14 protein-coding genes are annotated in these 12,287 nt (G+C 64.5%); 11 read left to right on the top strand and 3 right to left on the bottom strand.

Features of this window, described 5'->3' with window-relative positions; genetic code table 11:
* Positions 1–111: 111 nt before the first annotated feature.
* From CBQ26_RS23360 to CBQ26_RS23345, 4 genes are all read left to right on the top strand, one after another.
* Entirely contained in the window at positions 112–2,766 is a 2,655-nt protein-coding gene (locus CBQ26_RS23360) for a type IV secretory system conjugative DNA transfer family protein (protein ID WP_088249796.1), read from the top strand.
* A gap of 81 nt (positions 2,767–2,847) precedes the next feature.
* Positions 2,848–3,312 (top strand): hypothetical protein, encoded by a 465-nt coding sequence (locus CBQ26_RS23355; RefSeq protein ID WP_143342184.1) that lies wholly within the window; start codon positions 2,848–2,850, stop codon positions 3,310–3,312.
* Positions 3,313–3,317: 5 nt separating this feature from the next.
* The gene (locus CBQ26_RS23350) at positions 3,318–3,713 is read left to right on the top strand and encodes a hypothetical protein (RefSeq protein WP_088249794.1); all 396 of its coding nucleotides are present in this window, start codon (positions 3,318–3,320) and stop codon (positions 3,711–3,713) included.
* Between the two features lie 2 nt (positions 3,714–3,715).
* Positions 3,716–4,738, top strand: a complete 1,023-nt coding sequence (locus CBQ26_RS23345) for an AAA family ATPase (RefSeq protein ID WP_244898069.1) — start codon at positions 3,716–3,718, stop codon at positions 4,736–4,738.
* 61 nt (positions 4,739–4,799) lie between these two features.
* Here the strand turns inward: CBQ26_RS23345 and CBQ26_RS23340 are convergent, their stop codons facing one another.
* Positions 4,800–5,291: a hypothetical protein gene (locus tag CBQ26_RS23340; protein WP_143342183.1), complete on the bottom strand. Its 492-nt coding sequence runs from the start codon at positions 5,289–5,291 to the stop codon at positions 4,800–4,802.
* Between the two features lie 107 nt (positions 5,292–5,398).
* Positions 5,399–5,890 (bottom strand): hypothetical protein, encoded by a 492-nt coding sequence (locus CBQ26_RS23335; RefSeq protein ID WP_088249792.1) that lies wholly within the window; start codon positions 5,888–5,890, stop codon positions 5,399–5,401.
* An 894-nt stretch (positions 5,891–6,784) separates the two neighbouring features.
* Between CBQ26_RS23335 and CBQ26_RS23330 the strand changes: the two genes are divergently transcribed.
* From CBQ26_RS23330 to CBQ26_RS23300, 7 genes are all read left to right on the top strand, one after another.
* Positions 6,785–7,075, top strand: coding sequence for a hypothetical protein (locus tag CBQ26_RS23330; RefSeq protein ID WP_078305719.1), 291 nt, complete (start codon positions 6,785–6,787; stop codon positions 7,073–7,075).
* A gap of 37 nt (positions 7,076–7,112) precedes the next feature.
* Complete coding sequence (locus CBQ26_RS23325) at positions 7,113–7,250, top strand: hypothetical protein (RefSeq protein ID WP_160329956.1); 138 nt, start codon at positions 7,113–7,115, stop codon at positions 7,248–7,250.
* 270 nt (positions 7,251–7,520) lie between these two features.
* Entirely contained in the window at positions 7,521–8,132 is a 612-nt protein-coding gene (locus CBQ26_RS23320; RefSeq protein ID WP_088249791.1) for a hypothetical protein, read from the top strand.
* Positions 8,119–8,262 (top strand): hypothetical protein, encoded by a 144-nt coding sequence (locus CBQ26_RS23315; RefSeq protein WP_172418138.1) that lies wholly within the window; start codon positions 8,119–8,121, stop codon positions 8,260–8,262. The genes CBQ26_RS23320 and CBQ26_RS23315 overlap by 14 nt, the downstream gene beginning before the upstream one ends.
* 477 nt (positions 8,263–8,739) lie before the next feature.
* On the top strand, positions 8,740–9,864 hold the full coding sequence (locus CBQ26_RS23310) for a type I-E CRISPR-associated protein Cas7/Cse4/CasC (protein WP_088249789.1): 1,125 nt from the start codon (positions 8,740–8,742) through the stop codon (positions 9,862–9,864).
* Between the two features lie 5 nt (positions 9,865–9,869).
* Positions 9,870–10,493 (top strand): type I-E CRISPR-associated protein Cas5/CasD, encoded by a 624-nt coding sequence (gene cas5e, locus CBQ26_RS23305; protein WP_216360384.1) that lies wholly within the window; start codon positions 9,870–9,872, stop codon positions 10,491–10,493.
* Entirely contained in the window at positions 10,490–11,056 is a 567-nt protein-coding gene (locus CBQ26_RS23300) for a type I-E CRISPR-associated protein Cas6/Cse3/CasE (protein WP_088249787.1), read from the top strand. The genes cas5e and CBQ26_RS23300 overlap by 4 nt, the downstream gene beginning before the upstream one ends.
* 278 nt (positions 11,057–11,334) lie before the next feature.
* Here CBQ26_RS23300 and CBQ26_RS23295 read toward each other — a convergent pair whose 3' ends face one another.
* Positions 11,335–12,180 carry a transposase gene (locus tag CBQ26_RS23295; protein ID WP_088249786.1) on the bottom strand — a complete coding sequence of 282 codons (846 nt, stop codon included), beginning with the start codon at positions 12,178–12,180 and terminating at the stop codon, positions 11,335–11,337.
* Between the last annotated feature and the right edge of the window lie 107 nt (positions 12,181–12,287).

The raw sequence follows: 12,287 nt of genomic DNA, 5'->3' as shown, positions 1-12,287 counted from the left end.
CGTCTCCCCGCTCTGCACCCCGACGTCACCCGCACAGCCCCGCATCACCCACCTCACTCCTCCCGTCAGCGTGACGGTACCGGCCATCTGGCGGCGTCTCCGGAGCGCGCCGTGACGCCCTCTCAACCGGAGCGGCCGCAGGCCAATCCGCCAAGCCCCGTCGCCATTGCCGCCCTCAGCAGCACCATGCTCAGCGCGTCCATCCTGCTGATGCAAGCCCTGGACGTCGGTCAGCGGTCGGCTGCCCTGATCTACAAACACACCGGGCTCGCGCAGGCCCGGCAGTTGAAGGAAGATGCCATGGCCGCCCTGCTGATCGCCTGTGGGACCGACGAGAAGTGCGGGCCGTGGCTCAGCGCGCAGTTCTCTGCGGGCATGGCCTGGTACTGGCTGGCCCTCCTGCTGCCCGTCATCGCCATTCCCCTCACAATGAAGTTCTTCCCCAGCCGCAAGGCCGCGCCGCAGAAGGATCCGGGGCTCGCCCGTTGGGAAAACAAGGCGGCCCTGAAGCGGTACATGTTCGGGAGTGACTCCACGAACGACCCGTTCATCGGCTTCCTCGGGTACCTCAAGAGCGGCGAGGTGGGCGGCACGTTCGACTCCAAAGACCTTCCCCCGATGTACATCCCGCTGGAGGACTGGTGTCAGAACACCCTGGTGTGGGGCGGCATCCGGAGTGGCAAGACGACGTCGTTCTTCCAGCCAAACATCTTCCTGGGCGCCCACCTGGGCATCACGTGCGTGGTGTTCGACGTGAAGTGGCCGCAGAAGGACAGCGGGTTCTACGAGACGATCGGGTACTGGCACGCGCGCAAGCGGCGCACGGTCCTGCTCGCGCCGTACGAGCCGTACGGCGCGCGCGTGAACCTGATCTCGGGCGTCTTCTCCTTCTCGGATGCGCTGGAGGTGGCGGACGCCGTGTTCCCGCCTCCGGAGTTCATGGAGGAACGCGGGAAGCACTACAACGACAAGAAGCGCTTCATGATCGCCGCGCTGATGTGGCTCCTGCGCACGGAAATGGGTGACCAGGCGCACATGGGTCACGTCCTGGAACATGCCATGCTGCCCGACGACCGCCTCATGGAATGGGTCGAGACGGCCAGGGACGAGCAGGCGAAAGCGATCCTCACGGGGTACCGGGACGCGGGTGAGAGCAACTTCGCCGAGACGAAGAACGGCATCATCAGTGCCCTCAAAGTGTTCTTCAACCAGGATGTCGTGCGGGCCACGAGTGGTCTCCCGATCGAGACCACGCAACTGGAGGAGTGCTTCCGTCAACCGTCCCTGGTGATGGTCGGCATCAATCAGAAGAACATGATGGACGGCTCGGGCGAGGTGCTATTCCGACTCTACAAACGCCTGCTGGATGCAGCGGCGATGCGTGTGGCCGCGGAGCAGGGCGGCCGACTGCGGGTGCACCTGGCGTACATGATGGACGAGCTGCCCAGCATCGGGAAGATCAACTACATGATGCGGTCCCTGGGGACGCTGCGCTCGTACAACATCTCCCACCACCTCGGCATTCAGAACGACGCGCAGGGCCAACTGGTGTACGGGGAGGCGTACTGGAAAGCCATCACGACGAACGTGGTGGCCCGCGTGATCGTGTTCCCGCGCGGCATCAACGGGGATGATGCGAAGAAGATCCGGGACCTGATCGGCAAGACGACCGCCACGGAGGTCGGGGTGACGGGCAGCCGCTCCATCCGCGTGCTGGAGCACGAGGGCAGCAATGCCGTGTCCGCCAGGCTCGTCGAACGCGATCTCCTCTCCTATGAGGAGTTCTCTCGATTCACGCTGGGCGAAGCGGTGGTGCGCGTGAACGGTCACCAGCCGATCAGGACGCAGCTCGCGCCCATGACCATGGCGACCGTGGAGGGAAGTGGCATCAAGCCAGGGTCGAAGCCCAACCTGCTGCACGGGTTCTACCAGGAGACCATCGCGCGCTGCCCGGGCGGCCTGGTGGCGTACACGGCCCGGATCATTCAGGACGGTGCACTCGCCGGCGCCACCAGTGCATCATCCCAGCAGAACACCCAGGGTGCTGCGTCGGCATCAGCGGCACCGCAAGCTCAGGGAGCAACAGGGAGTGCCGCCAACCTGTCGGTCACTGAAGTGGTGCAGTGGCTCCGGGCGTGCATGACTGAACTCATCGAGATCGAGCTGCAACTGCCGGAGCGGGTGATCACGGTGCGTGTGGATGCGGAGGCAGACACCGTGAACGGCACGAACGCTGTGACGCGCCTGGTGATAGGTGGACTCCTCGAACGGACCCGGACGGCCTCTCACGCCCGCCTGACCAAGAAGGCCCACGCCGCACTTCCGGCTGATCTGCAAGCCGATCTGGCGGACTATCCGGATGCCTACGCGGTCTACCGGTGGCTGCGGGACAACGCCCTGAGCATCAGCGGCACGCCCGAACGTGCGGCGTATGAAGCCCAGTGCGCCAGCACCGACCCCCCCACCACGCCGACCGAGCCTGCCGCTCAGGTGATCGACGGGACCCTGCTCTGCACCATGACCCGCACGCGGGAGATCTTCAGGGGAGAGGGCGTCCTCCGGTTCCCGCAGAAGCGGATCGGCAGTCGGGAGCACAACCAGATTCCTGTGCAGTCACTCGCTGCGACGGCGGCCGCCGTCCGTCAGGCGCGGGCCGCAGAAGCCGAACCGACTGGGGAGGGCAGGCTGTCCCGGAAGGAGCAGAAGCGGCAATCGAAAGCGGATCTCGTGAACAGTGTCGTGGGGGGGCCACCCAACTCGCCCTGACGGTCAAGTCGTCACCCCGGCGCATGTCACGCTCGCGACATGCGCCGAATTCTATGTCTCTTGCTGCTCTGCGCGTCCTCCGTGGACGCGCAGAGCGCTGCCGATGTGGCCAAGTCCATTCAGGGTGCCCGCCGGGAGGTGATCGCCGTTCTCCCCCGTGTCATGAACGAGGCCGTCGCTGCTGCACTGAAGGTGACGGCCGCCCGAGGCACCCGCGTGTTCCTCATTACTGAGCGGGCCACCGTGAAGCGCGGCGGGTACCTGCTGAACGTCTCGCACGGGCCCAGTGGCATCAACACGTACCTCTACCCTGGGGCGATCACGACACCCTGGATCCTCGTGGACGGGGCGTGGCTGGCTTCGGGTGCCGCACTGGATGCCGACTTCACGGCACCGGTGGCGATCACCAGGGATGCCGGCACGCTCTCCCGGTTGAACCTCTGGGCCACGCAGGTCACAGCGGCCGGTCCTACCCCGCGAGTGGACCTGCTGAAGTTGCGGTACGACAACGCCGGACGCCAGTCACCCCCACGTCCTGCACGGTGAGGGGTATGGAATCAACCATTGACCATCTGCTTCAACGGATCACGTACCGCTACGAACTCCTCCTCGGGGTCACGTTCATCGGCCTGCTGTTCTGGCCCATGTTCGCTGGCCTGCCAGGGTTCGTCGGCGCTTTCTCGGTCATGCTCGTGCTCCTGCATGCCCGCAATCTCAGTCAGTACAAACGGGGCACAGAGGACGAAACCATCATGGACCGACTCTTCAGCACTCTCCCTTTCCGCTACGAACTCCTCCTCCTGATCGCCACCGTGATCTGGGCCGTCTGGTGGTTCGCCGCTGGCATGACCGGCTGCATCCTGGGCCTCGGCATCGTGGCGCTCACCCTCACGGCCCGGTCCAGCTCACAGCTCAAGCGGGGCACCGTCACGATCGGCGAGGCCTGACCATGCACGCGGATATCCCAGGCATCGCCCGCGTGACGCGGCGGGTCACGCTGCCCCCACAACCGGTGTTCGATGTCAGCACGGCTGGTGAATTCGATCATCTGCTGCGCATGTTGCCCGGCCGGGTGCAGGTGCTCGTCGAGTCCCGCATCCGGGAGGTCGAGGAGATTCGCATGCAGGCGTTCGGGCCCGTGGAAGTCCTGTACCAGCACGCGCATGTCATCTACCCGATCGAACTGACCCTGGATGACATGAAGGTGCTGGACTCCGTGGGACAGTGGCGCGCGGACGGACGCCTGGGACTGGAGGGCACCCTGCACCGCTTCGGTCGACTGGACACGATGGGGCACACGAGCCTCGTCACCGTCCGCGTGGCGAAGGCCTTCGTGGGTCTGGCTGAGCCGCTCCGGGAGTGGCTGTCGGTCGCGCAGGATGGCCTGGTGATCATGGGACTTCCCGGGAGTGGGAAGACGGCGCTGCTGCGAGACTCCATCCGCATTCTGGGTGAGCGGCTGGCCGGGCGACTGTTCGTGAACGACTCCTCGAACGAGATTCTGGGGGACGGCTTTCAGCCTCACCCGATCACGGACTGGGTGAGTCGCGTGCCGATCGGGGACCCGACCTTGCAGTTCGAGAAGCTCAATCAGACGGTGAAGAACTTCCAGCCGCGGTGGATGGTGGTGGACGAGGTCAGCAGCCCAGGGGACGCCCGCGCGATCGCGTACGCCCGGTCTCGTGGTGCGCGAGCGGTCATGACCTGGCACGCCGGTAGCCTCCGGAGTGCGTACCAGGAGAAGGACGAGCGGACCCTCTGGCCGCTCATTCAACGCAACGAGGAGGGCGTCACAGGGCCGCCTGTCACGTCCCTCGGCATCCTCGTGCGCGGCCGTGGGGAGTACGTCATCTTCGAGAACCTGGAGGAATGTTTTGACGAGGTAGCCCACGACCGGTTGCCGCCCGGCGTGCAGGTGAGCGTGGCGCAGGGCAGTCGCTGGGGGCACCGCGAACAGGCTTTGACTGGGTGACAGGAAGGGCAGGAAGAGGGGGGGAAGCACTCGCTTCCCCCCTCTGCTTGTGCAGGGCGCATCACGGACGGGTGACGGGAATCACCTGCTCGCTGACCTGCACGCGGCCCTTCTGCGTCCTGATCCGCACACTGCCCACGTCGTCTGTCCGGAGGAGCAACGTGACGGTCTGGTGGTACGTCCCGCAGGGTGTGATCAGTTCCACCGGCAGGAACGCACCACCCTTCCACGGGAGATCCAGCACGAGGACACTCAGGCCCGGCACGCGCTGGAAGTCCGGCGACCGCAGCGTGAAGGCCCGGCCGGGAAGCTGTGCCCGACCGAACCACCAGTGCTGAGTCGCGTGAGCCGGCAGACCATACAGGCGCACGTGCCCGGCCGGTGCAGCATGCGCCGCGAGTTGCGCCTGAGCGACCTGAAGGTCCTGGCTGAATTCCGCATCTGTGGTGAGTTGGAGGTCGTCGAGACGCCGCTCGAGGTCAGTGGCGGTGGTCCAGCCGGGACGGGCGTGAATGAAGGCGAGGCAGGCCTCACGCTCGTTTCGGGCGTCCATGGCGCGAGTGGTTGTCCGCCAGAACGAAGCACTCCAGAGTGGGAACGTGACGAAGATCAGCACCAGGGTCGGGCGTGTCCAGCGGCGGCGAGGACCGGCCGGTCTGGTCACTCGCGCGGCTCACGGCGGGCAGGAGCGGGCACGGGAGTAGTTGTCGGTGCTGGAGCCGCTGGGAGCAGGCTGACCACATGGTGCAGGAGATCAATTTGCTGTTTCATCACCGTCTCTTGCTTGCGGAGGAAGTCAGCCAGACTGGACTCAAGGCGGGCGAGCCGGTCATCAGTTGCTGCTGGATTTGAAAAGCCCGGCCGTTTGAGGAGCGACCAGAGGCGAGGGTCATCGCAGCATTGCAGTCGCTGGAATTGTTGGACATTCAACCCGATGACGCGGAGAAGCTCAGCGAGCTCCACCACCCGCTCAAAGTCAGCAGACGAGATCTGAAGCTGCCTCCGATGGCCGGTGTACACCGGGATCTGCAGGTACGCCGCGTAATCGTTCAGCAGACGCAGTGCGCTCCGGTGGTGGACACCAAGCCTGTTGGCCAGGTCCGTCAAGGTGAAGGATGGGGTCATGTCGCTGGAAGTGCTGGTTTCTGACATGCCTGCACCGTAAGTGTCCTGGGGGTGACGGGCGTGGTGTTGGTTGGGCCTGACTGACTTGACGCGCGAGGTTAGAAGCCGTGAGCATGCCCGGTTCAATGGAAGGGCGTTGGTTCGCCATCCACTCACCGGTGCTGCACTGGCCTACAGCAGCGGGCTCCAGTTCAGAGATCTTCGACAATCTCGCGCTCAAGTGTCGAGGTCTTGAAATATGAACTGCGACAACCTCGCACCGAAGTGTCGAGGTGGTAAAAAGCACACTTCGACAATCAAGCGCGAGGATGTCGCGGTGAGGTCTCTGCCGGTGAAGTGGCAAAGAGTTGGAGGACGGATTGAGCACTTCGACATGAGCGCGCGAAGTTGTCGAGCGCATCACGCACCGACGTGGACAACCGCGCGCCAGATTGTCGAGCATGACTCGCTCAGACGTTGACATTCGCGCGCCAAGTTGTCGAGGTGGTCATCATCATGTAGTTTTCTCGCTGCCAGCTTGCCCTACGAAACTGTTTCTGCGGTGTTTTTCACATGTTTAATGAGGCGTCTTCATGTGTGATTCGGGTTACTTTTGGTCGAAAATGGGCGTTACATAAGCGTCCCATCTGGGATGTTTCGGACCCCCCGGTCGAAGTGCCGTTTTTTTCCTGGTGGTGTGGGAGAAACCGTTACATCGGCATCGTTTCAAATTGGGGACTTTACTGTGATTGGTTTTATAGTTTGATTCGTTTTTTACACCATCACATCCGGCTTTTGTGAGCGTGCCGTGAGCCGTCGTCTTTTCCGGCCCTCCGCTCATGCCTGAGCGCCCTTCTGATCATGCCGACCAGGCCCACCCGACGACGCTCGGACGGGGCCGGAGCACAGCGGTGGCCCGCTCACGCGGGCCCAGCCGGGCGCATGTCGAAAGTTCTCGCCAGCACTCAACTGCCCGACGGCACGACCCTCTCGTTCGACGCGGGCTTCGATCCGCCCCTCAACATCCACTTCCTGGACGTGTACCGGGAAGGGCAGGAGGACCCGGTGTTCGAGTCCCTCTTCCACCACCCGGGCGGCCGCTTCTCGTACTCCATCGCGGACCTCACGGCGGACGTGACCCGCCTCGCCGGTCGCGCCCTGCCGGAGCTGACGGCGGCCATCATCGCGCTCGGTCCGGTGCCGAATGAGGTCCGCGACCTCGGCCGCCTCTAACAGTCCTGGCCCGCGCATCGCGGGCCACGCGGCTTGCATGAACCGACGCCTGAACCTCCGCGCGATCACCCTCACCGTCATCGTCACCAGCTGGGCCGGCGGCTTCGCCTTCCTGTCTCTCACCGTGTCCTCGACCATCCAGGCGAGCACCCCCGCATGGTCCGGTACCCCATGAGTCCCCGCGAGCATGAGCGGCTCGCCCGGTCCCTCCTGCAGGCGGCCCTGGAGCATCAGCGCACGGCGCTCGCCTGCCCGGACGACGACCGGGCGGGTCTCGCCGCACGCACCCTGGCCCAGGACGCCCAGCCAGGTACGCCCAGCTCGCCGAGCCCCGGGTAACTCCGGTGGGCGTGATCATCCGCACCTGAACAGGGCCCGGCACTCACGCTGCCCGGCACGCCTGCCGTCCAGTCCTGGCCCGCGCACCGCGGGCCACGCGGCCGTCATGCAAGGCACCCTGACCGGCGTGGTCCTGAACGCCACGAACACCGACACGCAGACCACCATGAAGCTCGCCGGGATCACCGACAACGGTTACCGGGGCGTCACCTGGATTCACACCGTGACCTTCACCGGCTCCCGCAAGCTGGCCATCCTGCCCACCGAGGGCAGCGTCGCGCGCGTCACCTGCATGGCGACCCAACAGGTCTTCCAGGGCAGAGATGGACAGAAGGCCAGTACCGTGGCCTTGCTCGGCGTGACCCTCACCCCCCACGCCGGGCCGATCACGCGTAAGGGGTCCACCCCCTTCCTCCTGCAGGCCATGAACGAGTTCCGCTTCGCTGCATTCCTCACCCGCGACCCTGTCCGTAAACCCATCGGCGTCACCGAAGCGCGCGTGGGCGTGCGCGACCGGAAGGGGCACACGCACTACTTCAACTGCGAAGCCTGGCGCGCCCTCGCCCCCACCCTGGGCGCCCGACACGCCGCCGCGGAACTCACCCTCACCTGCATCCTCCGCCGCGACCGGGTGGACACGGCAGCCGGCGCGCGTGCGTTCGACGTGATGGAAGTCGTCGCCCTGAACGCCCAGGTGGTGGCCAATGCCGCAGACTAACGCCCGCGAACGGGAGATCCAGGCCCTCCTGCGTCTCATGACGACCGGCCGCCACCCCGACGGCCGACGCGCCACGTGGATGGACGAACAACACGCGAACACGCGCCTGAATCAGTTGCGCCGGACCTGACCGGTGGGGGGAGGCCACGCGCCTCCCTCCCTTGATATCCTGCTCCGACAGTCGTAGCCCGCGCACCGCGGGCCAGGCCGCGCGCATGAGCCCACCCAACCTCATCCTGCATGCCACGACCTGCCTCACCCTGCTCGGCCTCACCGCGAAAGCCGCCCTCCGGGCCATGGAGGACTCGTGGCAGATCCAGCACCTGATGATGTGCCGTCTCCTCCCCCAGCACGACCACTGTCCTGTAGGCTACCTGCACTGTTCGAAATGGGGGATCGGCATATGCAACTATTCAAACGTGCGAAGGGCGCTACTCAGTGATGACGTGCTTGGACTAATGAACTTGAGACCGATGCCTTTCCTGTGCCAGCGAGACGCAGCGGTGAGGCGGCGGTAACATCCTGATACGGGAGCATTCATGCTGCATCATCTGAATTGCGAAGTAACGTGCAGTGCCTGGTCACCTACCCATCCGCCCCTCTACCAATGGCTCCCCTCAGAGCCGCAGAACCAGCGAGGTTCTCTCCGTTGCAGCCAGTTCCAATGACTACTATCGAAGTGCATGTCATCCAGACTCTGCCCCCCAGTCGCGTGAACCGGGGAGAGGATGGACATCCGAAAACCGTGATGATGGGCGGTGTTCAGCGCCTGCGCATCAGCTCCCAGAGCATGAAAGCAACCCAGCGAGACACCGAGCGGACCCGCCGGACAAAAGTCCCTCACGAGCTGGTCGAGCGCGCTCTGAATGTAGGCACAGAAGCGCGCCTCGTGATCATGGATGTCCTCGCCCAGCGCTACGGGGCGTACGACGAACGCCAGCGGCTCAAGGCCATGGTCTACCTCGACGACACGGAAGTCGCCCAGCTGGCCGAGTGCATCCGGCCCATGCTGAATCGCCTGACCAGCCTCCAGGAGCAGGTCACGTCACAGCCCAAGGACAAGGGTACGCGGGCGACCTACGACGCGCTCCTGGTCGAAACCCTGGCTGACTACGCCCCAGGGATGAGCGAAGACCTAGCGCTCTACGGCCGCTTCATAGCTGAGGCGAGCACCGATCACATCGTCGCGGCCACCAGTTACGGGCACGCGATCAGTACGCACCGCGAGAACATGACTGCGGACTTCTTCAGCGCCGTGGATCACGTAACCGGGGAAAGCGCCCATATCGGTACGCAACGCCTTGCGGCGCCGACCCTCTACCGGTTTGCCAGCTTGGACGTCGGGCAGCTCCGCCGGAACCTGGACTCTGAACCCCTGGGGCCGGTCATCCGGCGCTGGATTCATGGGTTCATGCTGGCCGTGCCGGAACACGGGGGGCATGGCGCGGCGGCTGCCACGCTGCCGGAACACGTCCTGCTGCTGCGCCGGGACGGAGGGCACGCGGTCACGTTGGCCAATGCGTTTGCTGAGCCGGCGTACCCCGCGGCGGGCGAGTCGCTCGTGGCCGCCAGCATTCGTCGCCTGCACGACCACCTGGACTTCACCGAACGCGTGTACAGCAACGGCCGCACCACCTCGGCCCTGGTCAGCGCCTACCCGCACCTGGTGCCCAGCCTGACCGCCAGCCGCACGCTGGACGAGGCGATCGGCCGGGTACTTGAACTTCAATGACCACCTTGACCCTGCCCCTAGCCCTGCAGGGCCCCATGATGGCCTTCGGAATCGGCACGCACGAGCGTGAGAAACCCACCAGCACGACGCCCACCAAGAGTGCCGTTCTGGGTTTGGTCGCTGCGGCGCTCGGACGCACCTTCACGGATCCGCAGGATGATCTTCACGCCCTCATGCTGCATGTGCGTGTAGACGACCCAGGACAAGTGCAATCGGACTTTCAGATTGTTCGCCAGGCCCTCCGGGCCGACGGCAGCGTCAACCCGTTCCTGACACCCGTCCGGCGGGAGTACCTGTATGGAGCGGCCTTTCTGGTCCTGCTTGAAGGCCCTGCCTATATCCTCGGCAGCGTGGGTGAGGCCCTTTTGAATCCGGCGTTTCCGCCGTATCTCGGTCGGCGCTCGTGTCCGCCTGCCCGGCCTCTCTACGTGCAGGCACCAAAGACCGCTGAACCCCTGACGGTCATGGCGGAGGTGCCGGACCTGACGGGCACCGGTGGCCGGCGCCTGGCGCTCATCGAGGATCCATTAGGGTACTACACCCGCCCGGATCAACCGCTTCCGGAGCGCCGATTTGCAAACCGGACACTGACACTCACGCACATCCAGACGGTCAGTGCAGCGCCATGACGCAGTTGATCCAGGTCAGGTTCGCGGATCGCGCCGCCATGTACACGGACGCGCGCCACATGCACAACCGCCTCCTGCAGGCAGCCAGCCGGGCTGACACGCACACCCTCTTCCGCGCTCAGAACGTGACAGGAACGCGCTTCACGGTTCTCACCGATGACGAGCGCTTTGACCCGTCCCGCTGGGGGGACGCCGTGACCGCCCTGACCACGGAGGTGTACGCTCCGACTGTGGCGCGTGGCGCGCGGGTGCTGTTTGAGGTCAGGCTGTGCCCAGTCACGCGCTCGACTGGGAAGACCGTGCGGGCGCTTCGCGGCGCTGGTGAACTGGACCCATTCATCGAGCGGTTGGGCCAGCGGCACGGGTTTGAGGTGTTGAGCTACGCGACGCAGTGGGAGCGGGGGTACCGGATTGACCGGCAGGCACCTCCTCTGCCGAGCGTGACGGTCAGTGGCGAGTTGGAAGCCATTGATGAGGCGCAGATCGTAGGCGCTCTATACCGGGGCGTGGGCCGCGCCAAGCGGTTTGGTTTTGGTCTGCTCCTGATTCGTCCGCTAGAGTAAGGTCGGCCTCTTCGGAGGCTGGGCCAGTGGACTCCACATGCGTGGAGATGGGTCAATCACGATCAATAGCGCCCAGGCCGCAGACAAGTTTGCCCCACCTGTTGGGGATGGTTCAGGGCGAGGATTTCTGCGCACCGCGACGCTTCATTTCGCCCCACGCATGTGGGGATTTTTTTCTACGCCGGTAAATCGGGATTGAAGTACGCTTGATGAGCGATGCCTCGCTCGAATAAACGCCCACCTGCAGATCTGATCTGTCAACCTCGGGTGCTAGGGGTTCAGCAGCCTCCGAAATAGAGGCCCAAGTTGTGGGCGGCGATCTTGCGACACACGTGTGCCCGAATGGATCTCTCCGAATTCAACTGTGGCAACATCAAGTGAAAAGAACGATCCAGACGCGAAAAAACAGTCTCGATCGTTTTCCTCACCCATTGCATCGCCCCCCACCAGTGGCGTGGCTTCTTGAAGTTTTTCTTCGGCTGGGCATACACGCCACAGCCCTGGTACCCTCGATCGCCCAGGACCAACGCCGCTTCCTGGGGATCCAAGAGCGCCCGTGCCACGGGTGGGTCTCCCTCTCTCCCAGGGACAATGGCAAAGCGCACGAGCATGCCGTGATCGTCGATCACGGCATGCAGCTTGAACCCGTAGAAGAAGCCGGTTCTGCCGTATCCACCGTGTCCGCCGCGGCCACTCGTCGCGGTGGTCATGCTCCTTGGCCGTTTGTGTCGGGCTCCAACGCAGTACACGAGCGGTTTGCTGTCGATGGCATAGACGGTGTCGTCATCGAAGTGGGGCAATCGGAGCGCGAGGTCGGCATAGATCCGTTCGAGGTTCAGTTGGATGCGGAGATACCGGGAGCGATCGGGTAAGGAGGGAAAGAGGAAGGTGTAGGTGACGCGTACCTGAGCGAACCACTGCTGTGCCGAGGGCTGGTGGAGGAGCTCACCGACGAGTGCGATGGTCATGAGCTCGGCGTAACTGGCCTTCTGGTTGGGTTCGTCGGGTAACGTGAACAGGCCGCTGCCCGCAGCGGCCTTGAGGTAATCGTCGACGTAGACGTAAATGATCGTGAAGAGGTCGGTCACAGTAGACTGGTGCAGCGGAAGTTCTTTGGTAGGCATACCGGAGCTTCCGCTTTTTCTGTCTCGTCGCCAACCCCTAGCACCCGAGGTTGTCAAGGGTTTGGTGGAGCCTCAGTTCGGGATGAGGGCCTGCTCCTCGAAGGCCG

Source organism: Deinococcus indicus, from assembly GCF_002198095.1.
Classification (GTDB): Bacteria; Deinococcota; Deinococci; order Deinococcales; family Deinococcaceae; genus Deinococcus; species Deinococcus caeni.
This window is presented reverse-complemented; position numbering and strand designations above follow the sequence as displayed.